Source organism: Paenibacillus solisilvae (assembly GCF_042656405.1).
In the GTDB taxonomy this organism is placed as follows: Bacteria; Bacillota; Bacilli; order Paenibacillales; family Paenibacillaceae; genus Paenibacillus_Z; species Paenibacillus_Z solisilvae.
In genome coordinates this window covers 1-26,469 of the sequence record NZ_JBHSOW010000035.1, presented here as the reverse complement: position 1 = coordinate 26,469, position 26,469 = coordinate 1, and the positions used below count along the sequence as shown (strand labels likewise).

The 26,469-nt window shown below is 47.9% G+C and carries 23 protein-coding genes and 1 pseudogene; 20 read left to right on the top strand and 4 right to left on the bottom strand.

From position 1 onward, the window contains the following. The first annotated feature begins 458 nt into the window (after positions 1 to 458). From ACFPYJ_RS10025 to ACFPYJ_RS10010, 4 genes are all read left to right on the top strand, one after another. Positions 459 to 1,025 (top strand): SGNH/GDSL hydrolase family protein, encoded by a 567-nt coding sequence (locus tag ACFPYJ_RS10025; RefSeq protein WP_379187986.1) that lies wholly within the window; start codon positions 459 to 461, stop codon positions 1,023 to 1,025. Positions 1,026 to 1,484: 459 nt separating this feature from the next. Further along, positions 1,485 to 2,081 carry a GMC family oxidoreductase gene (locus ACFPYJ_RS10020; protein WP_379187985.1) on the top strand — a complete coding sequence of 199 codons (597 nt, stop codon included), beginning with the start codon at positions 1,485 to 1,487 and terminating at the stop codon, positions 2,079 to 2,081. 21 nt (positions 2,082 to 2,102) lie between these two features. Beyond that, positions 2,103 to 3,734 (top strand): GMC oxidoreductase, encoded by a 1,632-nt coding sequence (locus ACFPYJ_RS10015; RefSeq protein ID WP_379187984.1) that lies wholly within the window; start codon positions 2,103 to 2,105, stop codon positions 3,732 to 3,734. Between the two features lie 189 nt (positions 3,735 to 3,923). Beyond that, a complete protein-coding gene (locus tag ACFPYJ_RS10010) occupies positions 3,924 to 4,451 on the top strand; it encodes a P-loop nucleotide/nucleoside kinase family protein (RefSeq protein ID WP_379187982.1) in 528 nt (175 codons plus the stop codon). Between the two features lie 86 nt (positions 4,452 to 4,537). Here the strand turns inward: ACFPYJ_RS10010 and ACFPYJ_RS10005 are convergent, their stop codons facing one another. Next, entirely contained in the window at positions 4,538 to 5,086 is a 549-nt protein-coding gene (locus ACFPYJ_RS10005; protein ID WP_379187981.1) for a superoxide dismutase family protein, read from the bottom strand. 546 nt (positions 5,087 to 5,632) lie between these two features. Beyond that, on the bottom strand, positions 5,633 to 6,559 hold the full coding sequence (locus ACFPYJ_RS10000; protein ID WP_379187979.1) for a helix-turn-helix domain-containing protein: 927 nt from the start codon (positions 6,557 to 6,559) through the stop codon (positions 5,633 to 5,635). A gap of 83 nt (positions 6,560 to 6,642) precedes the next feature. Between ACFPYJ_RS10000 and ACFPYJ_RS09995 the strand changes: the two genes are divergently transcribed. The 6 genes from ACFPYJ_RS09995 to ACFPYJ_RS09970 all read left to right on the top strand — a co-directional run bounded on the left by ACFPYJ_RS09995 (position 6,643) and on the right by ACFPYJ_RS09970 (position 15,963). Next, complete coding sequence (locus ACFPYJ_RS09995; protein ID WP_379187978.1) at positions 6,643 to 9,999, top strand: DUF5107 domain-containing protein; 3,357 nt, start codon at positions 6,643 to 6,645, stop codon at positions 9,997 to 9,999. 2 nt (positions 10,000 to 10,001) lie between these two features. Continuing rightward, positions 10,002 to 10,943, top strand: a complete 942-nt coding sequence (locus tag ACFPYJ_RS09990; RefSeq protein WP_379187977.1) for an aldose epimerase family protein — start codon at positions 10,002 to 10,004, stop codon at positions 10,941 to 10,943. A 63-nt stretch (positions 10,944 to 11,006) separates the two neighbouring features. After that, entirely contained in the window at positions 11,007 to 13,136 is a 2,130-nt protein-coding gene (locus ACFPYJ_RS09985) for an alpha-galactosidase (RefSeq protein WP_379187976.1), read from the top strand. Between the two features lie 181 nt (positions 13,137 to 13,317). Beyond that, positions 13,318 to 14,082, top strand: a complete 765-nt coding sequence (locus ACFPYJ_RS09980; protein ID WP_379187990.1) for a helix-turn-helix domain-containing protein — start codon at positions 13,318 to 13,320, stop codon at positions 14,080 to 14,082. Between the two features lie 134 nt (positions 14,083 to 14,216). Then, entirely contained in the window at positions 14,217 to 15,050 is an 834-nt protein-coding gene (locus ACFPYJ_RS09975) for a phytanoyl-CoA dioxygenase family protein (RefSeq protein ID WP_379187975.1), read from the top strand. A gap of 22 nt (positions 15,051 to 15,072) precedes the next feature. Next, entirely contained in the window at positions 15,073 to 15,963 is an 891-nt protein-coding gene (locus tag ACFPYJ_RS09970) for an NAD(P)-dependent oxidoreductase (RefSeq protein ID WP_379187974.1), read from the top strand. 151 nt (positions 15,964 to 16,114) lie between these two features. Here ACFPYJ_RS09970 and ACFPYJ_RS09965 read toward each other — a convergent pair whose 3' ends face one another. Together ACFPYJ_RS09965 and ACFPYJ_RS09960 are read right to left on the bottom strand one after the other, a co-directional pair. Continuing rightward, complete coding sequence (locus ACFPYJ_RS09965) at positions 16,115 to 16,360, bottom strand: hypothetical protein (protein ID WP_379187973.1); 246 nt, start codon at positions 16,358 to 16,360, stop codon at positions 16,115 to 16,117. A 62-nt stretch (positions 16,361 to 16,422) separates the two neighbouring features. After that, on the bottom strand, positions 16,423 to 16,887 hold the full coding sequence (locus tag ACFPYJ_RS09960) for a MogA/MoaB family molybdenum cofactor biosynthesis protein (protein WP_379187989.1): 465 nt from the start codon (positions 16,885 to 16,887) through the stop codon (positions 16,423 to 16,425). 473 nt (positions 16,888 to 17,360) lie between these two features. On the opposite strand from ACFPYJ_RS09960, the gene ACFPYJ_RS09955 reads away from it, so the two are divergent. From ACFPYJ_RS09955 to ACFPYJ_RS09910, 10 genes and pseudogenes are all read left to right on the top strand, one after another. Then, positions 17,361 to 18,155 carry a sensor domain-containing protein gene (locus tag ACFPYJ_RS09955; RefSeq protein ID WP_379187972.1) on the top strand — a complete coding sequence of 265 codons (795 nt, stop codon included), beginning with the start codon at positions 17,361 to 17,363 and terminating at the stop codon, positions 18,153 to 18,155. Positions 18,156 to 18,398: 243 nt separating this feature from the next. Continuing rightward, a complete protein-coding gene (locus ACFPYJ_RS09950) occupies positions 18,399 to 19,487 on the top strand; it encodes a Gfo/Idh/MocA family protein (protein WP_379187988.1) in 1,089 nt (362 codons plus the stop codon). A gap of 464 nt (positions 19,488 to 19,951) precedes the next feature. Further along, positions 19,952 to 20,284: a hypothetical protein gene (locus ACFPYJ_RS09945; RefSeq protein ID WP_379187971.1), complete on the top strand. Its 333-nt coding sequence runs from the start codon at positions 19,952 to 19,954 to the stop codon at positions 20,282 to 20,284. A 21-nt stretch (positions 20,285 to 20,305) separates the two neighbouring features. After that, a complete protein-coding gene (locus ACFPYJ_RS09940; RefSeq protein ID WP_379187970.1) occupies positions 20,306 to 21,703 on the top strand; it encodes a glycoside hydrolase family 32 protein in 1,398 nt (465 codons plus the stop codon). 292 nt (positions 21,704 to 21,995) lie between these two features. Next, positions 21,996 to 22,139, top strand: a pseudogene (locus ACFPYJ_RS09935) (isomerase); the annotation flags it as partial. A 312-nt stretch (positions 22,140 to 22,451) separates the two neighbouring features. Continuing rightward, positions 22,452 to 22,982 (top strand): hypothetical protein, encoded by a 531-nt coding sequence (locus tag ACFPYJ_RS09930; RefSeq protein ID WP_379187969.1) that lies wholly within the window; start codon positions 22,452 to 22,454, stop codon positions 22,980 to 22,982. 250 nt (positions 22,983 to 23,232) lie between these two features. After that, on the top strand, positions 23,233 to 23,970 hold the full coding sequence (locus ACFPYJ_RS09925) for a hypothetical protein (protein WP_379187968.1): 738 nt from the start codon (positions 23,233 to 23,235) through the stop codon (positions 23,968 to 23,970). Between the two features lie 358 nt (positions 23,971 to 24,328). Continuing rightward, complete coding sequence (locus ACFPYJ_RS09920; protein WP_379187967.1) at positions 24,329 to 24,826, top strand: DinB family protein; 498 nt, start codon at positions 24,329 to 24,331, stop codon at positions 24,824 to 24,826. Between the two features lie 128 nt (positions 24,827 to 24,954). Further along, positions 24,955 to 25,428, top strand: coding sequence for a hypothetical protein (locus ACFPYJ_RS33190; protein ID WP_465263357.1), 474 nt, complete (start codon positions 24,955 to 24,957; stop codon positions 25,426 to 25,428). Next, positions 25,418 to 26,254, top strand: coding sequence for a phytanoyl-CoA dioxygenase family protein (locus tag ACFPYJ_RS09910; protein WP_379187965.1), 837 nt, complete (start codon positions 25,418 to 25,420; stop codon positions 26,252 to 26,254). The genes ACFPYJ_RS33190 and ACFPYJ_RS09910 overlap by 11 nt, the downstream gene beginning before the upstream one ends. Positions 26,255 to 26,469: the final 215 nt, after the last annotated feature.

Genomic DNA, 26,469 nt, shown 5'->3' with positions numbered 1-26,469 from the left:
TTAACGCGGTGTCGTATTAAATTATTTGAACATAAACAAGGCTGTCGAGACTTTCTCGACAGCCTGACAAGCATACTGCCTTGGCAGTATGCTTGTTTTGTTCTTCTCACTAACATGCTCAATCTGATCGTTTTGGGACCGCAATTGATTAAAATCACATCTGGAGATTGGACATATCGTCGCAGATCATTTCAGTGTTAATAAGATTTACATTGCGATTATACCTGCCATTCTTAATATGACCAGGGCTTTATTGCGTTTGCTGCCAGGACCGACCTTGTCTTGACCTGCCGCTTCGAGAGGCCTTCTACCACCGTTCTGCACCTGACATTAAGCCAAACTAGCCTGCCAGCTTTTGGGTTGTCAAATCTACTATTAGAATCCTGTTTTATGGTATGTTTATGGTATTGAAGTCGAATTTAGCGAGGCGAAACCGCTGGTTAAGGAGATGTTTCAGGATGAGTGCTCAATTAAAGAAAGTGCTGCTGCTGGGAGATTCGATTCGAATGGGTTATGAGCCCTACGTTCGGGAAGGATTGAAGGAGCTTGCGGTTGTTACGGCGCCAGAGGAGAATGGCAGATTCTCAAGCTATACACTATGGGGCGTTAATCTATGGATCAAGGAATTCGGCGTTCCGGATGTCGTTCATTGGAATAACGGGTTATGGGATTTGCATCATGAAGCGCCGATGATCGAAGCGCTGACCTCCTTAGAGGAATACATCCGGAATCTCAAACGAATCATCAATGAGTTAAAGCGTACCGGGGCTAAAATTATCTTCGCTACTACAACGCCGGTACCTGCAGATGCGATCGGCAGAAGCAATGCAGAGATAGACCGATATAACGAGGCCGCCATCGAATTAATGATCAAGCATGGGGTCGAGGTGAATGATCTGAATGCCCTGGTGAAGCAGGATTTTCAAGGGAATATCTGTGAGGATCGCTTGCATCTCAGTGAACAGGGCTATCGCAAGTGTGCGGTTCAGGTAATGGAGGCCATCAAATCGAATTTGATGGTTTGAGACTGAGGATGTATAGGTAGATCCGGCTGGGATACAATTTTGTCTTAACATCCAACACGCGCCCATACATATACAAACAGGAACGCAAATGGGAGGATGTGAATGTGTTGAACATTTATGTCGCAGACAGAGGCGAATCCCTAAAATATATCGCCCGAAAGAAAAAGGTCGGATTAAATGAGCTCATTTCTCTGAATCCACATTTTGCCCATCCCACCTGGACATCGCCGGTAAACAAGTCAACCTCCCCGATCCGTCAAAATCAACCGGGGATATCTCCCCAGAACCGTCACCCCCTGCCGATGCGCCGGATAAGAAATCGTATTTTTTGAAAGCCAGAAACATTGTTTTGTCGGCCAGCACGATGGGAACGACGCAAATTTTGCTTAGCTCGGGCATTCAAGGGAGAGCGATCGGCCATTATTTAGCCAGCCACATAGGTTTACCGCTACGGGAATCGTGAGTCGAAGTGAGTTTCCCGAAGTGCTGGGACCGCTCAATATATTGGTGCCAGGCACCGCTGAACGTCTGTATCAAATCCAGATCCAAGGGCCTGGGCCGTACCGATTTAATCAATTCCAGGTACAGCCGCTGCAAAACGAGTTGGAGATTGCCATGTATTCCTCTGGGAAGGTCGAATCCCGGTTTGATAATTTTGTGACGCTTGACCCGTTGGAACAGGATGAATATGTGATTCCGGCGCTGAATGTCCGTTTTTCATACAGTGAACGGGATTTGGAGATCGCCCAGCAAATGTCGGAAGGAATGAAGCGGACGGCTGCCGCAATGAACGCGCCTTTGCGGGAAATAGATGGTCAAACGCTCAATCTCGGCATTCCTGGAGGCGACCATCATGAAATGGGAACGTGCCGGATGGGAGACGATCCCAATACTTCGGGAACGAATCGGTACGGTCAAATTCACGGCGTACAAGGACTCTATGTCGCGGACAACAGCGTTATTCCGACTTGCGGCACCGCCAATCCTACCCTAACCTGCGCAGCGTTGGCTATTCGGACGGCGGATTATATCGCAGAGCAGTTGAAACGTTCGTAATTAGGAGAGGATGTGATCGGTTTGAACGTTTACATCGCCGACAACGGGGATACCCTTCGAACAATCGCCGCAATGAGAGGTATCGGATTGGAGACGCTCATGTCACTGAATCCGCATCTTGTGCGTCCTGATTCGGACATTGCCGGCAAACCGGTCAACCTTCCCGATCCGGCCAAGTCTACCAGTAAACAAAACGCTGTTCCGGCATGCCCGACTACCCCGGCGAACGATCAGAACTCCTGGATTCCTCTCACGCCGCTGGGGCAAATGGAGCGAACGGATTACGATGTGCTCATCGTCGGCACAGGTGCGGGAGGCGGCGCTGTCCTTTGGCGTCTCGCCCAGCAGTTGAGGGAAAGTGGAAAACGAATCGGTATTGTGGAGCGGGGCGGCCTGCTGCTGCAAACGCATGCGTACAACATCGCTACGATGGATAATGAACGCAGAGACGCACTTCGCAACTATGTAGCGGAAATGCCGTCTGGCTTTATGAGTCCGCAAGTTTATGCACTCGGAGGAAGAATGTTATTTTGGAATGGGACCAGTCCCCGGCAGCCCTCCTCCGTGCTGGCGGATTGGCCGATCCCGGCGAAAGAGATGGAATTTTATTATAAAGTTGCGGAAAAAGTAATGAGCGTCACGGATTCGTATACGAAAGGAGCCTGGCTCACACAAATCATGCTCGCCCGGCTGCAAAAAAACGGGTTTCCAGAATCAATCGACGAACCGCTAGCCGTTAACCTGGAACCGGTAAACAAGTATGGAGTGCTCAATACGAACGCATTTTTCAGTTCGATTATGTTTATGGCGGAGGCATTGAACGGGTCCTACGATTTGGCGGTTAATGCCCGCGTTGTCGAGGTTCTTACAGAGAACAACAAAGCCGTTGGTGTCAAAGTAATGACGAGGGACAAAAAATCATTTTATCTGAAAGCCAAAAACGTCGTTCTCTCCGCAAGCACCTTCGGAACACCGCAAATACTGCTTCATTCGGGCATTCAAGGGAGCGCGATCGGCCATTATTTAGTCCATCATTCCAGGGTGAACGCTACGGGAGTCGTCATCCGGGACGAATTTCCGGAAGTATTGGGACCGTTGCAAATATTAATACCGGGTACCGGGCAGCGCCCCTATCAAATCCAAATAAACGGTCCGGGATCATACGGATGGGCTCAATATCAAGTACAGCCGCTCAGAAAAGAGTGGAACTTTTTATTAGCCGCTTCAGGCAAGGTCGAATCTCGTTTTGAGAATCGGATCACCCTGAACCCGTTAAGGCGGGATGAATACGGGATGCCGGAAATTCAAGTCGATTTCTCCTACAGCCCGCTGGATGATCACATTATTGAGCAAATGGGGGAAGGAATTAAGCAGGCAGCAGCCGCGATGAATACGCGTTTACTGCCAAGAGTCGGTCAATCGCCGGTGGAACTCAAGCCCTTGGGAGAAGATAATCATGAATCTGGAACATGCTCTATGGGCGACGATCCCGCGACCTCTGCAACGAACCGATACGGTCAAATCCATGGCGTACAGGGATTGTATGTCGCTGACAACAGCGTGCTGCCAACCAGCGGTACCGCTAATCCAACTTTGACCATGGTCGCCTTGGCTATTCGCACGGCAGATTATATCGCAGAGCAATTGAAATAAGTGATTTGAAAGGTTTTGAGGATAAAGAAATATAGATGTTTATTATTCACTAGGGAGCATGTCTTGGGACGATCAACCTTTGCGGTCATGGCTAAATAAGCAATAAGAAGAGCTTGAGATACAGGTAACCAAGACTAAGGCTATATTCGTGTGAAAAAGGGATTTCATTTGCCTCAGGAGGATGCTGAAATGGCAGAAAAAGATCAAAAAATTATTCTTTATCTTTTATCCGGTCCGCTCGGAGTAGGGAAATCAACAGCTTCAAAGGAGCTTGCATCAATGATGGATCGATGCGTTCTTATTGAAGGGGATCATATCTTTCAAGTGTTCAAGGGAGACCAGCAGCCATCATGGGAGGAACGTTTAAACCTGACTTGGAAGAACATTCTGGCATTGACAAGAAATTTCATCCAGTATGGATTAAATATCGTTATCGATTTTGTAGTGGAGGATGAACTTGAGTGGTTTTGCAATCATCTATCAGATTTGAATATTGAATTGAGATATGTGGTTCTGCGGGCAGATAAGGAAAAAATAAGGGAACGGCTCAATAAAAGAGGGGACATTCATTCTTTGGAGCGCTCCTTGTTTTTAATGAACAAAATGGAGACATCTTCAGTTCATCAACCGTTTATTTATGACTCGACGCAGAAATTACCGGCTGAGATTGCGAGAGATATTATCGATGATGCGAGATTTATTAAGAAATTAAACTGATACCTTGTAGAATCTCGTGCTGTGCAATAAAAAAAGACATCCCAACCGTTTTTGGTTCGGATGTCTTTTATTTGCTGCGGTGAATCTTATTGGATGACTCCGCATGCGATGCGGTCGCCAGAGTTTCCTGAAGGATCGGTCACGTAATCATCTGCTTTCTCATGGATAACAAGCGCTGTTCCGCCACTTTTAAGCAGGGAGCTTTGGGCGCCATGAGTCAGTGAAGCCACTTTGCTTTCGATATCCGCGACGACGGTTCCGTCAGCTTTAACTTGGATATTCGGCAGATCACCGGTGTGAAAGCCTTGCGGATTGTTAAATCCATGCTGCTTGTTTTGAATGTTTAAGTGTGCTCCGGCGGATGCGAAATTGGGCGCTTCACATTTGCCGGTTTCATGGAAGTGGATGCCATGAATGCCGGGCGGAAGGTTCTTGGCTTCGATGTGAATCCGCACCGTATCCTGACTCTGGGTCAGCATTGCGGTTCCGATTTGTTCGCCCTTCGTGTTCATGATCATGACCTTCACCGGATGGTCCTCTTGATGATGGGCTGAGACTGCTGGGGTTAGGCATACAGCACCGCTTAGAAGGAAGCTAACTGCACTGATGCAAACAGACGCGACGAATTTTCTCATTTGACGTTATTCATCCTCCAGTTTATAGGTTTAGGCTTCCTGTATATCATTGCCAGATGAAGGAGAAAGCAAACCGGGAACGGCCGTACAAACTTGACCTTTGTCCATTGAATTATTACGATAGAACAGATGCATTCCAATTTATTAGCTATTTGAATGGTCATTATTGAATAACAATTAGATTACAAAGGAAGTGCTCCGCATGAAGCAGGAGGATGTAAGCAAGATTCAAGCTTTTAAAGCCGGTGCCCTACCGCAACCTTGCAAAAGCGGATGCCTGGAAATGCCCTTATCATAATTCACGGGCATGCTTCGAAATTTTGGAACGCTTGTAGCGACCGGGGATTGAGCTGAAGGGACTGTCCGGGAGCAGTCCTTTTCACTAGCCGGTCGGATCTTCCCTGAATTGAAAGTATTAGCAGATTCATGCGCTGCCGCCCTTATATTTCCAGTGAAGCAAATAGGCGATCGCTTCCCGGTATTTTGCCGGGGAGGGATCGCCTTGTTTGCTTTGATCAAGCTGCTTTGAGGAGCGGCTGCCGCAGCTTATCCCTTTGGTATCTTGCGATAATCCGTTGGAGAGCAGCCCATAAATTTCTTGAATAATCTGGAGAAGTAATAAGGGTCCGAGATACCGATGGACCCGCTGATTTCCTTGACGGTCAAGCTGGTTAAATCAAGCATCTGTGCCGCCCGCTGCATCTTCATCCGCAGATAATAGTCGATGGGAGAGAAGCCTGTTTCCTGCTTAAACAGGTGGATTAAATGCTGTTTCGATAATCCAATATGCTTCGCGAGTTCCGGCAAATTGATGGATCCTGCCGTATGATCAGTCAGATATCGAACAGCTTTCTCCAGATGCTGCTCTTTCTTCCTGCCGCTCGTCGAGCGTTCAATACTAAGGCCGATGCCGCTGATTAGATGGCGTATGGTTTGGGAAACGTGCACGTGAGAGGGGAGGGAGTAGGGTTTGTCTGCAAGGATCGCATAGGCCTGGTCCATACCCTCCACGAATCCGGATACACTGCCTATGGGGAGCAGAAGAGGATCCCCGTCGAGCCCATAAAGCCGGATTAGCTCTCCAACATGCTGTCCTTTTAGATGAAACCAGTAGATACTCCATGGATCATGATCGGAAGCCCAGTAGCGATGAGCGGTCTCAGAGGGAATTACGATCAAATTGCCTGGACTAAGTCTGTCGGCTCGCCTTCCATCCCGTTCGATCCAGCCCTCACCATCGATGCAATAAATGAAGATATAGGCATCGCTGCCCTCCGGCCTTTCCCTGAAATGGTTTTTGGCATGCGGGAAGAAGCCGATATCGCTGACGAACAGCGATGACGTTAAAGCCGTGTTAACGAGCTCTCTTTGCATATATTCCGGCAGGACAAAAAGCCGCTGCTCCCGAAAATCCTCCTGTTTCTTAATCGCTGCCATCCCGTTCTCCCCAATCTGCCATAATACGAATATCATCCATCATTAACCGCATTTCGTCAATTGGATTTCTCATTGGACGGCTGTAAAGTTAAGCTATTCCAGTAAAGGGAGTGAATCCATTGGGTCAGACAGCCAGTACGCAGCAAACAGCGGTCCGGGTATGGGAGGAACAGGTTCAGATTCCAACCTACGGTATCGGGGAGCCCGATAAAAATCCGATGTTTCTCGAAAAGCGGGTTTATCAAGGCAGCTCGGGCCGGGTATATCCGCATCCGGTCATCGATAAGATCCATGACGATAAGGCGCCGCAAGCCTATCAAATGGTTATTTTGGAGAATGAATATATACGAATTGAAATCATGCCGGAGCTTGGCGGACGGATTTACCGCGCACTCGATAAAACGAATGATTATGACTTCGTATACTATAATCGTGTGATTAAACCTGCACTTGTCGGTCTTGCAGGACCTTGGATCTCCGGCGGCATTGAGTTTAACTGGCCGCAGCATCATCGTCCGAATACGTATGGGCCTGTTGAATATACATTTGCCGGGAATGAGGATGGCAGCGCAACGGTTTCGGTGAGTGAGATCGACCGGATGTACGGAACCAAGGTGACGGCCGGATTTACTCTGTATCCCGGCAAGGCTTATCTGGAAATCAGTGCCCAGCTCTATAACCGGACGGCAGAGCCGCAGACCTTTCTATGGTGGGCGAACCCGGCCGTTGCTGTAAATGATCACACGCAGTCCGTATTTCCTCCGGATGTAACGGCTGTGTTCGATCATGGGAAGAGAGATGTATCCCGGTTTCCGATTGCAACGGGGACTTACTATAAGATGGACTACTCTGCAGGTGTCGATATTTCGCGTTACAAGAATATTCCGGTACCTACTTCCTATATGGCGTATAAGTCGGATTACAATTTCGTGGGCGGGTACGATCATGGCGTACAAGCCGGTTTACTCCATGTCGCCAACCATCATGTCTCGCCTGGCAAGAAGCAGTGGACTTGGGGAAACGGTGAATTCGGCCAAGCTTGGGACAGGAACCTGACGGATGAGGATGGGCCGTATATTGAGCTCATGACAGGCGTGTTTACCGATAACCAACCCGACTTCACGTGGCTCCAGCCTTATGAAGAGAAATCATTCAAGCAGTATTTTATGCCATATAAGAATATCGGAATCGTGAAGAATGCATCGATCGAAGCCGCGGTCAATCTTGAGGTTGATGAAGCAGCAGGGCAAGCAGTGATTCAAGCTTATGCAACCAGTTTGCAGGATGGTGCGATTATTGAACTTAGAGGGAAGCACCGCATTTATTTGCAGGAGAGCGTAAAGCTGTCACCGGCCGATTCATTCAAATCCGTCATCACGCTGGATGAGCAGGAACAGCCGCATGAACTTCGGGCCATTATTCGTGATGCATCGGGACGTATTATGATCTCGTATCAGCCCAAGCGCCCGGAGATCGAGCAGGTGCCTGATGCAGCTAAACCGCTCGCAGAACCAGCAGAATTAAAGACGAATGAGCAGCTGTATTTAGCCGGGTTGCACTTGGAGCAGTACCGGCATGCTACTTTCGAGGCGGATGCCTATTATCTGGAGGGTCTCAAACGCGACCCTGGCGATATCCGGATCAACACAGCGTATGGCACGCTGCTGCTGAGAAGGGGATTGTTCGCCAAAGCCGAGCAGCATTTCCGCCAAGCGGTCAAATCCTTGACTTGGCGAAATCCGAATCCATATGACAGCGAAGCTTATTATCAGCTTGGCAAAGCGCTGATGCTTCAGGATCGGTTAGAGGAAGCATTCGCCGCCTTCTATAAATCAACCTGGTCGGCGGCTTGGCAGGACAGCGGCTTCTTCTCACTCTCGCAGATCGCAAGCCGTATGGGGAATTACAGCGAGGCGCTGGAGCTTGTTGAACGTTCCTTAATCCGCAACAGCCGCAATTACCGGGCACGCCATCTGAAAGCGTCTTTGCTCCGGAAGCTCGGCCGCATGACGGAAGCTCTGGCTTATGCTGAGGAGACACTGAAGCTGGATGTGGCCGATTTTGGTTCAGCCAATGAGCTGCACTTGTCCTTGCTGGCAGAAGGCAGCAAGCAAGCGGCAGAAGAAGTGCGTGCTGATTTGAAACGGCTCATGCGCGGCGATGCCCATAATTACTTAAGTCTGGCCGCGGATTATGCAGGCGCAGGACTTTATGACGAAGCGATTGCCGTCCTTGGCTTCGTTGTACCCGATTCGGATGCAGATGTATATCCTATGCTGCAATACTCGCTCGGCTATCTGCATGAGCAAGCAGGCCATATCGAAGAAGCGGCTGCTCATCGCCGGAGCGGTCAAACGGCGGCATCGGATTACTGCTTCCCGAACAGTCTGTTTGACTTGATTGTGCTTGAGAGCGCCTTGAAAACAAACCCGGGTGACGATCGGGCTCATTATTTGATTGGCAACCTGCTCTACGATAAGAAACGTGCGGAAGAAGCAGTCATTCATTGGGAAGCATCCAGGGAAAATCGTGATGATTTCCCTACGGTTCACCGGAATCTGTCACTGGCCTACTTCAATAAACAGAATAACGCCGAAGCGGCGCTTGCATCGCTGGAATATGCTTTTGCCCTCAACAAGCAGGACGCCCGCGTCTTCTACGAGCTGGATCAGCTTTACAAGAAATTGGGTCAGGACCCTGACAAGCGCTGCGCGAATTTGATCGCGCATATGGAGCTGGTTGAGAGACGGGACGATCTTTACCTTGAATATGTAACGCTTCTTAATATAATGGGAAGACATGAGGATGCCGCAGCTGCGCTTATAGCGAGAAATTTCCATCCTTGGGAAGGCGGAGAGGGCAAAGCAGCCGGCCAATATGTGCTCACCCATGTGGAGCTGGCCAAACGCTGCCTGCACGAGGGGGAGAACGAAGAGGCGCTGACACTTCTGCAGCAAGCGCTTGTCTACCCGGTTAACCTTGGCGAGGGCAAGCTGGCGGGCGCCCAGGAAAACAGTATTTATTATTACTTGGGCTGTACTTATGAAGTGCTCGGCAAACAAGAGGACGCGGCGGGATGCTTCCGGATTGCTTCGCAGGGATTGGAGGAGCCTGCCAGCGCGATGTTTTACAACGATCAGCCGCCGGATATGATCTTCTATCAAGGCTTGGCATGGAAGAAGCTCGGGGATGAACGGGAAGCGAAGCGCCGGTTCAATAAATTGATCGATTTTGCCGAGAAGCACTTGTTCGATCATGTGAAAATCGATTATTTTGCTGTGTCGCTGCCTGATTTTCTGGTATTTGAAGATGATCTGGATAAGCGCAACAAGATTCACTGCCGTTATATGAGAGGACTCGGACTGTTAGGATTAGGGCAGAGCCTGGAAGCCGCGGCGGAGTTTGGCGAGGCGCTGCGCCTGGAGAGCAATCATCAGGGGGCGCGCGTGCACAAAGCATGGTGTGAGCGGGTATAACAATGGGGAGATGGACAAAAGAGAATCAAGAGGGTTATGACGTATGGGCCGGAGAAACAGACGCGGTCTCGATCCGTGTGATCCCAGAGCTTGGCAGCAAGGTGATTTCCCTCGTGAACCGCAGGTCGAACCGGGAATGGCTGTGGCGAAGCGGAAAGGCTCTCGGCAACCAAGGATTTGGTTCGTCCTTCGGAGCAAGCGACGAAAGCGGTTGGGATGAGATGTTTCCCTCCATTAACGAATGTTTGTATCCAGAGGCGCCATGGATGGGGAACAAAATCCCCGATCACGGGGAAGTATGGTCAAGCAAGTGGCAGGCCAGCTGTACGGAGGGAGAATTGCACTGCCGGGTAGAAGGGGTCTGCCTGCCTTATTCGCTCGAGAAAAGATACTCCTTTGTTTCGGAGAATATCCTGCGCATGGATTATACGTTAACGAACCGATCAGATTCGCCGTTTTCCTTCCTCTGGGCAGCGCATCCATTATTCCGAATCCATGAGGGCATGCGGCTGAACGTGCCTGGCGAACTGTCAGAGATCGAAACTTCTTATTCACAGGATCAGCGTCTGGGTGTATTCCAAGACAAGCTGGCTTGGCCGATCATCGAGTCGGAACAGGGCATGCTCGATCTGCGTTTAATCGAATCGGCAGACAGCAAATCTGCGGAGAAATATTATTTCACTGGCAAGCTGGAGCTCGGTATGGCTCAGCTTAGCGATCCAGCGACAGGGGAAGCCGTGACGCTGCGGTTTCCTGCCGAAACGGTCCCCTACCTGGCGGTTTGGGCTAATTACGGGGGGTTCGGGGGCCATTATCATCTGGCAATCGAACCTGCAACGGGAAGAATGGACGATCTGGCCCATGCTGTGCTTCATAACGAAGCAGCTGTTATCGGTGCCCATGGAACCTACCGGTGGTTTTTAGAAATGGAGATCACATCATGAGGAAAGACACGAATAGAAATGGGCTGTTCCAGCGTCAAAGCTAAAGGATCATTAAGAAGAGGAGTGACTTCATTGCCGATTACTTATTTAGAGCAATCCAGAATTTTCGAGCTGCGTACGAATCGGACTTCCTATCTGCTTGGAGTTAACGACGCAGGTACGGTTCAGCATATCTACTGGGGCCAGCCGGTAGAAGCTTCGGAATGCGCACCTATGCTGAAGCGCAGACATCATAGTTCCTTTGATGCGGACGTGAACCGTGAAAGCGAGGAATATGGGGGATGGGGCGGAAGTAATTATGCCGAGCCAGGCCTTAAGGTAACGTTCAACGACGGCGTCAGAGACCTGAAATTAACCTACAAAGGTTACAGCCTTGATAAAGAAAATGAATTAGTCATCCATTTAGCGGATGTGTATTATTCGCTGCGGGTTGACATTCACTATAAGGTCATTCCCGAATATGATCTGATCGAGCGGTATGCAGCCGTTTCTAATGATGAGAACCATCCGATTCGAGTCGAACAGGTCATGGCCGCCGTTTGGACCGTGCAGGCCCAGCAGCAATATCGCCTGACGCATGTAACGGGCCGGTGGGCTGGAGAGTATCAATTAAGAAAGGAAATCCTGACGGAGGGCAAGAAGGTACTTGAATCCAGAAGGGGTTTCACCGGACCGCATGCTAATCCATGGTTCGCAATGGACAACGGAAAAGCGGATGAAACGTCCGGCAGGGTGTGGTTTGGAGCTCTGGGCTGGAGCGGAAATTGGAAAATCGTCGCGGAAAAGACGACCTTCGGCCATGTGCGCATCGTCGGCGGAATCAACGATTTTGACGGTTCCTTCTTGTTGAAGCCGGGAGAGACGTATACTTCACCCGTGTTTACAGGCGGCTTCACGTCCGGCGGGTTCGGCGAAATGAGCCGACTGCTCCACCGCTATGAGGGCGACTATATACTCCCTACGCGTAAGTTAAGAAAAGTCCTCTACAATTCCTGGGAAGCGACTGAATTCGCGGTCTCCGTCGAGGGCCAGAAGGAGCTTGCACGCCAAGCAGCCAAGCTGGGTGTTGAACGGTTCGTCGTGGATGACGGCTGGTTTGGCGCACGGAACAGCGACCGGGCAGGATTAGGTGATTGGCAGGTCAATGTGGAGAAATTCCCGAATGGTTTGAAGGAGCTGATCGATGAAGTCAAAGGGCTCGGTATGGAGTTTGGTATCTGGGTGGAGCCGGAATCCGTGAATCCCGACAGCCGGCTCTTCAGAGAACATCCCGAGTGGGTCTATCAATTCCCGACCCGGGAAGGCACTCAGCTCCGCAACCAGCTGCTGCTTAATTTGGGATTAGCCGAAGTGAAGGCATTCGTGCTTGATTTTATGACGGAGCTGCTCTCCTCCTACGATATCTCATTCATCAAATGGGATATGAACCGGACAGTTACCGAGCCTGGCACAAGCCCGCTGCTGCAGCAGGCCGGCGAGTCGATTTGGATCAGGCATGTCGAGCATTTGTATGAGATTTGGGCTGAGCTCCGAAGAAGATTCCCTCATGTGGAATTCGAGACCTGTGCGGGCGGAGGTGCAAGGATTGATCTTGGCATCTTGAGATACGCGGATCAAGCTTGGATTAGCGATAATACGGATGCACGGGATCGCTTGGCGATTCAGGAGGGGTTCACCTACGCCTACAGTCCTGCTGTTATGATGTGCTGGGTCACGGAATCTCCGCATGGTTTCAATGGCAGAAGCCTGCCGATGTCTTACCGCTTTCACAGCTCGATGATGGGCGGACTCGGCATCGGGGCGAATATCAGGAATTGGTCGGATGAACAGCTGGCCGAAGCAGGCGAATACGTCGAGTTATATAAGGCGATTCGACCTACGATTCTGCACGGAAGCTTGTATCGCCTGGAGTCGTTGGAGCACGGCAACATGGCAGCTTACCAGTATTTGAGTCAGGATCTTCAGGAGGCTGTTGTTTTCACGTTCCTGCAATCGCAGCATTTCGGTTCTGAAGAGAGATATCTGTTATTGCAGGGGCTCGATGCGAAAGCCTCGTATGAAGTGCAGGAGACGGATAAAGAACCTATTATCCTGCATGGCTCCAATCTTATGAATATAGGTCTTCCGGTTCTGCTTAGAGGAGATTATTCCAGCAAGCTGATACGGTTGAAACGGATTATTGAAGCATCTTAAACCATAATGAAATATTCGCCCGGCGCCTCTATTCCTGAATAGGGGCGTTTTTTTATGTCGGCCCAGTAAGTAGTGTAAGAAATCAGTTTGTGCTTTATTATAGAGAGGAAGGAGCGTTCATGCCATATAGGTTAGTGGGAACTTGCGCCAATCATGCGGGAGGTAATTCGCGTTGATCAAGATGCATACCTGTTATGTGAAGGATTTCAATGGTAAATGGGACATGGGGAAGATCAAAACGCAATATCACATTATGATCGTCGTGACGAAAGGGAAAATCATCTATTGGATAAACGATGAAACCGTCTTATTACAAAAAGGAGACGTTCTCTTTGTTCCGGCCGGTTCCATCCGTGGCGGGACTTCAATAGAAGGCCATCAGCGTTATGCTACGCATTTCACTATCGACGATAGGGATCGGGCACTGCTGCCTGTCCTTACTGAGAATCAGTACTGTAAGACGTCAATAAGCGGGTTTGAATATTTCAAGCAGCGATTTTTGCTGCTAAAGCATCACTGGCTCATGAGAGGGCCTTATACGGAAACAACCTGCTTTGCCATTCTTCTGGAATTGCTGGGCATCATCAATTATGAACGGGACAAGTGGAAACTGCCGGCCAAAAAAATCGATATGGCGGAAGATATTAAAAAATATATGTTGGATCATTACAAGGAGCCGGTTTCGTTGAGTGATCTAACCCAATTTACAGGAAGGACGCCAAACCATATCTCTCATCTATTCAAGTCCGTCACAGGATTATCGCCGATCGATTATCTCCATCATGTAAGGATTTCCAAAGCGAAAGAGCTGATGATTGATAAAATGATGCCGATCAGGGAGGTTGCAGAAGAAACCGGGTTTTGCGATCAAGCCTATTTCAACCGGGTGTTCAAGAAGCTTACGGGTTGTTCCCCCACCGCTTTTTTGAAGGGAAGGACAGATTGACCCTAATCTTGTTAACGCTAACATGAAAATCGTTGAATCGTACAAAAGAAAAATAAATTGTTACTCGAAAGCGCCCCCCGAAACCAATTATGATTAAGACAGGCTTATAACCAATCATCAGGAGGGGATTTTGGGTGAATCCATCATGCTTGCAGTACGCTTTGACGGAAGAAGAGCGCAAGACGTTTAACGAGACAGGCTATCTGATATTGGAAAACGCATTGTCACCGGAGCGGGTCGAGATACTGACAGCGGAATTCGATCGTATTTACGAGGGTAAGATTCGTGATGGACATGACTCGAAAACGGCTTTGTTTTATCCAAATTTTATTCCCGATCATCAGTCATTTATTGATCTTGTCGATTATGAGAAGATTCTTCCGAAGGTTTGGGGCATTCTCGGATGGAATATTTACTTGTACCACGCGCATATGATCGCGACACCGCCATCAGGGCAGGAGAAGAATGACAAAACGTTCGGCTGGCATCAGGACAGCGGGCGTGTAAATATGGAAATGGAATCCCATCCGCGTCCGCGCTTATCGCTTAAAGTCGCATACTTCTTGTCCGACATTTCAGAGCCGGACCGCGGTAATTTTTGGATTGTACCCGGAAGTCACTTGAATGACAATCTTGAAATATCGAAGAACCGCGAGGGCCAGCCTGAAGGAGCAATACCGGTTTGCGTCAAGCCTGGTACGGCGGTTTTCTTTGACCGGCGTCTATGGCATGCAGGATCGCCGAACTGGTCGGACATCACGCGCAAAGTGCTGTTTTATGGCTATGGATATCGGTGGATTCGCACGAAGGACGATATGACCGTACAGCATCTCTGGGAAAGCAGCGATCCGATTCGGCGGCAGATGCTCGGTGCCAGTGTAAACTGCAACGGACATTATAGTCCGACGGACGCCGATGTGCCTCTGCGAACATGGCTGAAAGAGCATCAACCGGAGATGTTTGAATAATTAAACGTACAGGAGCGAACAAATGTCAGTGAATCGAGATCATACCGTCATCGGGTTTATCGGAACAGGCGTCATGGGTAAAAGTATGGCTGGTCATTTAATCAAGGCGGGATACTCCGTTATCGTCTATAATCGGACAAAAAGCCGGGCGGAAGAGTTGATGGCTCTTGGCGCAGTCTGGATGGATACTGCAGCTCAGGTTGCGTCCAGAGCCAACGTAATCATAACGATCCTCGGCTATCCGAAAGATGTGGAAGATGTATATTTGGGGCAAAATGGGATTCTGGCTCATGCAAAAGCGGGTACCTATGTCATCGATATGACGACATCTACGCCGTCATTAGCCCGGAGAATTTATGCGGAAGCGAAAGAAAAAGGGATCTATGCGCTTGATGCACCCGTTTCCGGAGGCGATATTGGGGCACGAGAGGCTAGATTAGCCATTATGGTTGGCAGTGATAAAGCCGCATTCGAAGCGATGCTGCCTGTTTTTTCTGTCATCGGCAAAAATATTATCTTACAGGGAGAAGCAGGTTCCGGTCAGCATACAAAGATGTGTAACCAAATTGCAATCGCATCAAATATGATTGGTGTCTGTGAAGCGATGGTATATGCCAAAAGAGCCGGACTTCATCCGGAAACCGTATTGAAAAGCATTGAAACAGGAGCGGCCGGGAGTTGGTCGCTCAGTAATCTGGCGCCGCGGATGATCCGCGGAGACTTCGAACCCGGATTCTACGTGAAACATTTTATTAAAGATATGAAGATTGCGCTTGATGCCGCCGAAGAAATGGGAATCCTCACCCCGGGTCTCGAATTGGCTAAATCATTATATGATGAGCTTGCAGAGTCAGGAGAAGCGGACAGCGGCACCCAAGCTTTATTTAAGCTTCTAAACGGAGAGCTTTCTTGAAAGCTAGGTCGGTCAAGTTCTTTAGGCGATAGCTGGCTATGCTTGAATCAATAAAAGGACTCGATCATTTCACTTTAATAACCCGCGCTCCCCGTGCGGGTTTTTTAGTTTGAATCCGTTGCTGAGAAATTGCTGCTCTGTCTATCTACTATTAAGAGCAGCACATTACTGCATGCTTAACCTCTTTATCGGGTATTTTGACGCTGCCGTCTCCGGCAATCTGGTAGGCGATATCGTTTGTTTCCAGGCGGTTGATGAGAGCTTCTCGCAAATCGTTGTTAAGATTTTCTGATGAAGCGAATATAACGAAGTTTACGGGTTGTTTAGCAGCATGGTAGAACAAGCTTACGCCAGCTACAATAAGAATGAGAATTGCAAACATAGCTATTTTTTTCATCATTTCACTCCTAAAGCGGATATGACAATGTTAAAAAATGGATGTAAAAAACTGGAGATCAACTACAAATCCTTATATATCTCCCGCATGACATGCCGAAGCTCTGGTATAATAATCCGATTCAAAGCAAGCTTCACGGCTCCGCTCGAGCCTGGCATCGAGAATACGGCCTTGTCCTGACAGACGCCCCCAATAGCGCGGCTGAGGATAGCAGCGGTTCCAATGTCCTCGGCAAAGCTCAAATATCGGAAAATCTCACCAAACCCATGCATTTCTTTATCTAGCATATCCCGCACGGCTTCATAAGAAGTATCACGCTTTGCGATCCCCGTGCCGCCATTAAGCAGGATGGCTTCAACAGCAGGAGTGGATATCCCTTCTCGTATGGCTGATTGAATCTGTTCATATTCATCTTTCACAATCATGTAACCGGCAATCTGGAAGCCGGATGCTTCCAGCAGCTCCCGAGTCAAGCTTCCGCTCTTATCTGTCTCTGGTGTTCGTGTATCTGAGACGGTAATAATCATACAGCGAACATGCGAGGGAGCTTCGCTTCGATGAATTTCAACGGATGTTAGCAAATAGAATCAACCTTTCCATTTGTGTGGTTTATATCTGAACCTGAGTTATCGGGATTGGAACCGTAGTCGATGTTTTGTTTGCAGAAATCGCGAAGACGTACTGCGGAGAAAACCGCTTCACATATGCGAGAGCACTCTCGCTCGAATATTACTCCGAACGGAAGCCTTTTGCAACAGAGATTGCTTCAATCGGGCCGCTTCCGGTACCGGATATTTCTGAAAGCTGCGATCAAGCCGATCGTCTCCATGTAAGCATGAAGTGCTTTGCTTCGGCCATGAAGTAACGGGCAATAAACGCCTTACTTGATAGCATGGTGAACTAGACTCAGGTCTGGCTTATTTTCAGACTATAAGCCGATGCCGCTAAAGGAAGCTGCGTGTACAATAGGAGCAACAAATGAGAAAGTGTGGTCGGTCCAATGAAACATAGTGCGTTTAATGCGTGGAAAATGTTGGTGATGGCATTGCCAAAGGGAATTGCATCCTTCGTCGTGGTAGTCGCAGGTTTAGCAATAAGCTTGCCGCTTTCGGTATTTATAGTCGGACTACCTTTACTTACTTTAACGCTCGTCTTATGCCGCCGAATGATGGAGTCTGAGAATGAATACGCGGAACGTTGGATCCGGGGCATTCAACATAATCAGCCAGCGATAGGAAGTATGAAATCCCCAGAGAAACGACACGGTTGGAAATCTTTCTTATCAGTGTTGGGTCAAAAGCGTTCCTATAGAGGTTTAATTTACAGCTTCCTTCAGTTTCCAATCGGTATAGCCGCATTCACTGTCGCGATTGTGCTGCCCGCAACAGTTTTAGCGCTTATGCTTTCACCGCTCGCCTATGAGGTGAGCCTCCGAATGTACGACTTCGTTCTGTTCTCGAATCCCAGAGTCTTTAGCGGAATGCTGCCGAACTTGGAACCCTACCAGCTTTCTTGGGTAGTAGGTGGCTTTGGTGTACTGTTCGCATTGCTTCTCCCACTGACTCTGCGGGTGCTTGGCAGGTTCTATACCTCATGGCTGCAAGAGATTACTGGTGCAGAGCTCCTTCAATCAGATGAACGGTCGGCAAAAGCCTTAGAATATGAGGACATGCCGCAAGCGGAGAATGTTGATACAAATCCGCTCAGATTGGTATCTGGACTGAAAGATGGAAGGCCCGATCCTAAGGACAAGGCAACACGCGCCGAAATGATGCAGCTGATAAGCAAGCTCTAACCAAGTCATGGGGAGAGCAAATAGGGGGAAATCGGAGATTGAACAACCATAGGGAGGTTTCCCTGCTTGCATTCAAATATTTTGAAAGATATCGCTGTAAAGTAGGACGGGGGCGTGTCAGACGTTAAACTTAACAAAATGCACCAAAAAAATTATGAAACAAGATATACTGATTCTATAGCTTGGCTATGAATTTTATATTTAATCAGAACGAAGCTACAACTAAAGAAGGCGGTGAAATTGATGGGTAAACCTATAACATTCAGCATCATAGGCGGTGGTGGCTTTCGCGCACAATATTTTCTAAGAATTGCTCAGGCTCTTCCAGATCAATTTTGTGTTAGCGGAATGGTAATTCGTGACGAATCCAAGGGCAGGGCGATGGAAGACTTATGGCAAGTGACTACTTATCGGACACTGGATCAGCTCTTGGTAAATGAACAACCGGACTTTGTTGTACTATCTGTCAATGCATCGGCCGCTATCGATTATATGCTGCAGCTGGCGGAACGAGAAATTCCTGTACTTACGGAAACACCTCCTGCACCTAATCTGGATGGTTTACTGCAGCTGCACGACAAGCTTACCCGTCAAGGCGCGCGAATTCAAATTGCCGAACAATACCAATTTCATCCTATACAAGAAGCCCGGCATAAGATTATTACGTCAGGACAGTTAGGCAATGTTAATCAAGTGACAGTATCCATATCTCATTTATATCATGCAGTAAGCTTAATTCGGAAAATGTTAGGAGTGCGCTTTGAAGAAGTCAGTATTAAGGGTATGAGATTTGAATCCGATTGGGTCGCTGGGCCAAACCGAAGTGGTCCGCCTACAGAAGATAAATTAATCAAGTCAGAGAGAGATTTAGCTTGGTTGGATTTTGGCGGAAAGCTGGGGATTTACGATTTCACCAAGGATCAACATCGTTCATGGACCCGTTCAAACCATTTATGTGTTAGGGGGGAGCGGGGGGAAATATTCGATAATCGGATTAGCATACAAGATCCTTCCTGCACGCAGATTCAAATGGAATTAAAGCGCATCAATAAAGGTGAGTATGAGAACGCGGAAGGCTACTTCCTTAAAGGAATTATGGCGGGAGAACGATGGGTATATGAAAACCCTTACATACCTGCTAGGCTATATGACGATGAAATTGCTATTGCAGTCTGTTTGAAGAAGATGGCGGTTTATGCCAAGGGTGGACCCGGATTTTATGGTCTTCCGGAAGCTTCTCAGGACCACTATATCGGAATGCTGATTGAGCAGGCTATTAGATCCGGGGAGACAGTAGTGTCGATTCGACAACCATGGGCTGATAACGAATGATAAATAATGTCAGCCCATTTGGGTGCCATTAAATTTCGCCGTTAGAGTGGTACGGTGAACCTTACCATAAGTAACGGTAAATTTTCTTATTGTAAAATTGAAACCGATTGCAAGCAACAGTCGGGTTTACCATTTATTTGTCATTGCGAATAATCGTATCACCGATTGATCGGACAATGGAATTCTATTATATGAGCTTGGACAATTAAAGGATCAACGTTTTATTGCTGAGAGTGAGCGCATTGCGTTCTGGTATGGTTTTCATTCTGATTTATTGATTTATAAAGCTGATGAGAACAGCTGTATCCTGATAGGTGTTGGTCAAGGGATGAGCTCTCCAGTTATGCCGTTTGATCAACAGCTGCTAATTTCCGCTGAGTTGAAATTGCGATCGACGGAGCAGGGGATAAAGCTGCAAGCTACGCCTGTCAAAGAACTGGACAATTTAGGTGCGCAATTGTGTAATGAATAAGACGTTTTATGAAGTGATTGATTATCAAACCGGGAAGGCACGGCGCTGGCCGGGTCAGCTCTGGCATGCCGCCGGCTTCATTTCTTATTTTTACTTGGGTGTCTTAGGTATGGAGTATGAGGAACAAGGTCTTAACTTTGCACCGGCAGTGCCTGAGACGCTGCGTGATTTGAGAGTAGAGAACCTTCGCTACCGGATGGCCATTATGGATATTGTTGTCCATGGCTGGGGAACAGCATTTGTCATGATATGTGACGGCAAAATAGTAAAGCAGATTCCTGCCGATATGAAAGGCAAGCATGTCCTCGAATTTTGGGCTGTATAGCCGATGAAAGGTGAATTTAGAATGAAAAAGGATGTTTATAGACCGACCTATCATTTTATGCCAGAACGGAATTGGATGAACGATCCGAACGGGACGATTTTTTACGAGGGGCATTATCATTTGTTCTATCAATACAATCCTTACGGTGACAAGTGGGGAACCATTCATTGGGGGCATGCCCGAAGCTTGGATCTCGTGAATTGGGAGCATCTTCCGATTGCGCTTTACCCTTCAACGGATCTTAGCGAAATACATTGCTTCTCTGGCTGCGCCGTTCATGACGGAATTGAAGCCAAGATTTTCTATACGAGTATCGGCGAGGGCGAGAGAAATCCGGCGACGGGCGCCGAACAGTGGATGGCGACGAGTACAGATGGATTGTTGACCTGGAAAAAGCATTCGGGAAATCCCGTCATCACGTCCGAGATTCACGGTGGTGCAGATATTAGGGAATGGCGCGATCCTTTTGTATGGCGGGAAGGCGAGGACTGGTTCATGGTTACCGGGGGGGCGTACGAAGGCAAAGGCTGCATCACGATTTACAAATCGGCCGATCTACTCTATTGGTCATTTCTAAATTTTCTTTATGTAGATGCTGAGGTCACTCTGTGTGAATGTCCTCTGATTTATAAACAGGATGAGCAGTACGTTCTCATCTATTCCCCTGGCGGAGTTGTGAAATACTTAACAGGGACACTCACGGATTCTTATCAATTTGTTCCCGAAGTGAAGGGGATAATCGACCATGCAGGCTTTGAAGGTTACTATGCGCCTAATTTGCTCATAGATGATAAAGGAAGATGTATCCTGTTCGGGTGGATGCCTGATGTTGCGAGGGGTGATTTCGAAGGCGTTGCAGGTTGGTCGGGCGTTCAGGCGCTGCCGCGGGAGCTTGAATTGACAGCTTCAGGTAAGCTCGCAATGATGCCAGTCCCTGAATTTAGGAAGCTGCGCGGACGGCATTCCGGACAGGCGGACCTCGCTGCAGAAGGCGATAACCTAAGGGCAGGCATCGAAGGAAGGGCATTGGAGCTTATCGCAGAGTTCGACCTTGCCAGTTCAGAATCACCGTTCGGCATTGGCCTACTGCGCTCCGAAGACGGCCGGGAAGAGACGCGCATTGTTGTCGATCCTATCGCTAAACAAATAACGATCGACCGGAGCAATTCAAGTTTGTCACCACTGCCGCACAGCATGCCGATCACCGGCAATTACGAGGCGGAAGAGGGGCGGTTGAAGCTCCATGTCTTCGTCGATCATTCGACGGTTGAGGTATTCTGCAATGAGACGACGTGCTTGTCTGCCAGGGTCTATCCGACGCTGGAGCAAAGCACGGGAGTGCTGCTGTACGGGAAGCCGGCTCATGCGTCGATTGCTCAGTTCGATATCTGGGAACTTTCCGCAACGAAATCATATTAGAGTTCCAAGTAAAAAATGCCTCTATTCGAGAGCACTGCAAAAAGCCTTAAATTTGAGGAAATAGGTACTCCGAGATGGTGAAAATGATTGAAAAACCAAAAAATCAGCCCGTTCCTCGTCAGAGGATGGGCTGCTTTTAGGAAAGTCAGGACAAAAAACATATTCAATCGTACGGCAAATGATCGTCGAATAGCAATATCATTTTTGCTTTGTTCCTTATAAGGACTCATGATTAGGTGCTCCTCTTAGAAGCTGTAACTCTATTAAATTTTTAAAGTAGAGTTACAGATTTGCCTCGGGGGTAATGGGGGCTTATTATGCAAGATACCACGAAATAGAAAGGGATGGCAGAATTCGAGTAACTGTAACAAACGATGAGCTAGTAGAAGTTACGGGTAATGCTGTTTATGTTAAGGATTTTGAGGTGTCAATTTAATCGTAATTCAACTGATGAAGACGATAGTGTGAAGACGGCAGGATGCCATTTTGGATCGTGAATTTAAATAAATGATAGAGGCCCAGCGACTGAACTAAACGGGACACGATAGTTTAACAAAAGGAGCAGATCTTCCTCGGCAGTTGCTCCTTCTTTTTATTGAGCTAACAGGCAGGATAATGAAATGTATCAATAAATTGAAGTATATAAATTAGTAACTTTTTATATTTTTTATAGTCTAATAAGACATAACACATCACGATTTAACATAAAAGGATGAACTGACGTGGCCAAACAAAACAGATTATTATATTGCTTTTAATCGCAGTTGCCGTAACAGGCATTGGACTTGCAGTATGGCAAAGTTATGAATTGCGTATAGCGCATAAGAAAGAGAAACTCCATGTTTCTCAAACGGCATATCGCGGAGCCTACTTTCTACACACGACCCGAGGTTCAATTGATATCATTAACAAAGGAAACAAATGGGATGATATGAAGACAAGGAATTCGTTCCGTGTTTGGCTATCCTACGCACATGAGAGTCTGGACAATGCAAACTCGACATTGAATGACTTTCCTTCTCTTGTTTCATTTCAGGATAGAACAAATATGAATGACATCTCCTATTTTTATTCCCAATGGTGGGGTGAGGCGGCCAATATTCTAAGCAAGCCTGGACCATTAACCGATGAAGATAAAGCCCGTATATCCAAGCTGAGCAACATCATATCAAAAGTAGACGGATTTTATGTTACGCTTAAATTTAACGATTGGGATGGGATTTCGACTTCCTTGGCTGAATTACACGAAGAGTGGAAAAAAGCGATTGAAGAACAATAACAATTGAACTAAACGGAACACGTTAGTTCAATATCATGAGGGCTGTACCCCTTGTTTTGACGTAAAATTATCCATGAAATCGCGGTTGTGCCCACTCAGAGGTAATCCTTGCGGAACCGGGAACCGGTGAATTTATATTTTTTGGGGGACTGGCCAGTTTTCAAACAATGAACATTGTGGAGATCGCAAAGCGTTTTCGAAAAAGGATTTGTACGCAGCGTATCGAAGTTTTATCGATGGGGTGAACGATATGAGCGACTATGAGATTCGTTACAGCACCAAGGATATAGCCGATATGCTCGGCATTGAAGCCGTTACGGTGCGCAAGTATGCACTAGCTTTGAAACGGGCGGGGTATGTCATTAACCGTAGCGATGGAAAAAACCGTTCTTATAGCGAGCGTGACGCTATGGCATTCAAGTTCCTTCAGTCAATACGCGCACGGACTAGTGTAACGGTCGAAGAAGCTGCAATGGTTACTGTGCAGCGAGGAAAGACCGATATGGTAACAGCGCAGCATATCGAACGTAACGAAGGCGAAGTGCTACAAGTACGATACGATGGCCGATATGATATATTGGCATCGGAAATGCTCAAGATCCGCACAAACATAGAAGCGGTTAAGGATATGAACGTAGAACAAACCGAACGCCTTAATCGTATCTATGCCTTATCGGAACGATATGAACAGATGGTAGGGTTCCAAAAGGAATTAATGCAGCAACTGCAGCAACTAGGTGTAGCTGAGCATACTGCAGACAACCGACTCGAACGCGTGAATGAACAGCTGCTTGAACATAGTATCCGAACGCAGTTAAGGGAAAAAGCACTAGCCAAGTGGCATAACAAGCCGGAACGGGAACGAACCGTAAAGGCCGGATGGTTTAAGCGAGTGGAGAACGAGGCAGCGCGTGAGATCTTCGTTAGAACTTACATAGATGATAACTACGAAGCGGAATTGAAGAAAGCGTACGGTATGGAGCCTTGAATGGCGCTTTTTTTCAGAAGTGATCTAGCGGTATCGGTAGCAAGACTGAAGATGTCATGCCGCCAATAGGACAGCTCCGTCCCAAGGTTCGTTAGACGTGTAGTCTGTTTCAATAGAGCAGCTCCGCCGATCTCTGCCCGCACGTAGAACAAGCAATACGACAACAGTGCTCCCATAGTCGTCCATGTAGTCGGTTAGAATCCAAATCTGCCGGGCTTTGCAGGGCATGTGTAGTTAAGTCGGTTGTGAGAATGGCCAGCCACTCGTTTTTCTTCGAACGATGCCGGACGAATAGGACATGGACCGGTATGCCCGGAAAATTTATAGTATGGTAAACCATAAGGGAGGAGAGGAATTTATGGTCAAACAACTGATCGTCGGCGACGCAACGCATGAACTGGCCACTACGCACCGCATTCTGGAACGCTTGCCTGAGGAACATATGGCATGGAAGCCGCACGAGAAATCGATGACGCTTGGCGGGCTGGCCACGCACCTGATCAACCTGCTGAACTGGCAAGTCGCGATTTTCCAGTACCCGGAGTTCGATCTTTCGACCGTGCCGCTGCGGCGGGACGCTTTGGAAAGACGCGCAGACGTTCTCGAGGAGTTCGACACGAATGTCGGCAAGCTGGAAAAGCTGATCGCCGAATGCGACGAGAAAACGCTCGGCGAGGAATGGACGTTGCGCCACGGCGACCATATCATCCTCCGCGAGCCGCGGGCGATTGCGCTCCGCACCTTCGGATTAAGCCACATGGTCCACCACCGGGCGCAGCTCGGGGTATACTTACGGCTTCTCGATATTCCGGTGCCGGGCATCTACGGCCCCTCGGCCGACGAGGAAGCCCAATGAATTAAGTTTCTCGATCCGATACACGCCAAACAGTCGCAGGGCACCGGCATGACCGCCGGTACTCTGCGACTGTTTTTATTGTCGTCGAATAGACGCTCGCGATCTTCAAAGGCGAAAAACGATAGGGTATGACGAATGTCAAATCCCGGTTACGGTTTCCATTTCCCTTCCTGATGAGTGCTTCCCGAAAAGGGAGCAACAGTGGTGCACTGTGGTCGCTGGAGTCAAGCTATGCTGCTGCCGTGCACCCCAACTGTAATCGTAGGCTGCGTCATGATGGCGCTAGTAGCCTGGGGTGCATTCAAAAGAATCGAGGTCTTATGCAGATGTGCGCTTATTTTGTTTCCGCTACTTGCAATATCAATGGCTTTAATCGCCATCCTGTTAATACCAGATATGGAACCGACGAATATCTTCCCGATCTTCGAGAGCGATTGGACGAACTCGAAAAGTATATTGGCCGCACCATAAGAAGGGTCAGGTTTTTTTCTATTAAAATCGTTATAAAATGTTTTTATGTGGTCAAATATGATATTTTTAGGATGGTTCTAGCAATCAAAAGATGGTATCCATTAAGTGAGGTGAATGATTTTGAAAATTAGCAGAGAAGAACTTGAAACACTGAAGCTAAACGAAGAGACGATTGAACTTGCCGCATACCTGATTAAAGTAAATGGGTATGTAATTCTTGAAGGTGTTCTGCCGCAGGAGAAAGTGAATGAGCTTAGAAAAGCTTTTACGGACTGTATGGACTGGTTTATAGATAAGCATGGTAAAGAGATCTATGAGAATAAAAAGGGATTTAACGAAGGAACCAATCATTTGGGCATATTCCTCCCTTTTGCAGCGCCTTTTAACGATTCATTGGTTATCGAGCATCCGTTTGCTTTAGCTATCATCGACCGTCTCCTTGGAAAGGACTATTCCGTTACGCTATTCTCTTCAAATACGTCGCTCCCTGGCGGTAAAAAGCCGCAGCCCGTTCATCCGGATTACGGTGCTAGATTCGGCGATTTATGCAAGGTTGCTCTTCCGATCACTGATCTTGTGTTTAACATTCCTTTAGTGGACGTTCATGATGGCAATGGCCCGATGGAGATCTGGCCGGGAGGAACTCATTTGCTGCCTGACAACTATTACGGCCCAAATGGCCCTAATCCGGAAGATTTGGCTCCGCATATGCAATCAATGAAAGTTCATATGCCTGCAGGCTCGATTCTGATCCGTGACGTACGGATGTGGCATCGTGGAACACCGAACCGAAGCGATGAGATTCGTCCAAATCTAGCTTTAATTTACAGTGCCTTTAATAGAGATAATAGCGTTCAAATCCCGCAGGAAACCTATGATAAGCTTTCTGATCGCGCCAAGCATCTATTCCGCTGGCAAAAAATCGGATACCCTGCGATCGAACCAACACACGAGTAGAAGTATCGAAAAAGGACAGCAAAATCATAATGATTTTACTGTCCTTTTTATTATCCAAATTAAGGATTAGTATATGGACTTGGAAACAAAGCTGACAGAATGAAGCCGGCTCCTTATTCGTACAGGGATACCGGATTTTTGAGAGGTGAATCAATTTCATAATCCGAAGCCTTACGAGGCTTGAGTTTTTAGGGTATGAAAAAGGAGTACCTCCC

Excerpts from the sequence above, each read along its gene's own strand:
- ACFPYJ_RS09970 (WP_379187974.1), top strand. The coding sequence starts at position 15,073 with ATGTCAGTGAATCGAGATCATACCGTCATCGGGTTTATCGGAACAGGC.
- ACFPYJ_RS09990 (WP_379187977.1), top strand. The coding sequence starts at position 10,002 with ATGGGGAGATGGACAAAAGAGAATCAAGAGGGTTATGACGTATGGGCC.
- ACFPYJ_RS10010 (WP_379187982.1), top strand. The coding sequence starts at position 3,924 with ATGGCAGAAAAAGATCAAAAAATTATTCTTTATCTTTTATCCGGTCCG.
- ACFPYJ_RS09960 (WP_379187989.1), bottom strand. The coding sequence starts at position 16,887 with ATGATTATTACCGTCTCAGATACACGAACACCAGAGACAGATAAGAGC.
- ACFPYJ_RS09950 (WP_379187988.1), top strand. The coding sequence starts at position 18,399 with ATGGGTAAACCTATAACATTCAGCATCATAGGCGGTGGTGGCTTTCGC.
- ACFPYJ_RS10005 (WP_379187981.1), bottom strand. The coding sequence starts at position 5,086 with ATGAGAAAATTCGTCGCGTCTGTTTGCATCAGTGCAGTTAGCTTCCTT.
- ACFPYJ_RS09965 (WP_379187973.1), bottom strand. The coding sequence starts at position 16,360 with ATGAAAAAAATAGCTATGTTTGCAATTCTCATTCTTATTGTAGCTGGC.
- ACFPYJ_RS09980 (WP_379187990.1), top strand. The coding sequence starts at position 13,318 with ATGCATACCTGTTATGTGAAGGATTTCAATGGTAAATGGGACATGGGG.
- ACFPYJ_RS09920 (WP_379187967.1), top strand. The coding sequence starts at position 24,329 with ATGGTCAAACAACTGATCGTCGGCGACGCAACGCATGAACTGGCCACT.
- ACFPYJ_RS33190 (WP_465263357.1), top strand. The coding sequence starts at position 24,955 with ATGACGAATGTCAAATCCCGGTTACGGTTTCCATTTCCCTTCCTGATG.
- ACFPYJ_RS09925 (WP_379187968.1), top strand. The coding sequence starts at position 23,233 with ATGAGCGACTATGAGATTCGTTACAGCACCAAGGATATAGCCGATATG.
- ACFPYJ_RS10000 (WP_379187979.1), bottom strand. The coding sequence starts at position 6,559 with ATGATATTCGTATTATGGCAGATTGGGGAGAACGGGATGGCAGCGATT.
- ACFPYJ_RS09940 (WP_379187970.1), top strand. The coding sequence starts at position 20,306 with ATGAAAAAGGATGTTTATAGACCGACCTATCATTTTATGCCAGAACGG.
- ACFPYJ_RS09955 (WP_379187972.1), top strand. The coding sequence starts at position 17,361 with ATGAAACATAGTGCGTTTAATGCGTGGAAAATGTTGGTGATGGCATTG.
- ACFPYJ_RS10025 (WP_379187986.1), top strand. The coding sequence starts at position 459 with ATGAGTGCTCAATTAAAGAAAGTGCTGCTGCTGGGAGATTCGATTCGA.
- ACFPYJ_RS09945 (WP_379187971.1), top strand. The coding sequence starts at position 19,952 with ATGAATAAGACGTTTTATGAAGTGATTGATTATCAAACCGGGAAGGCA.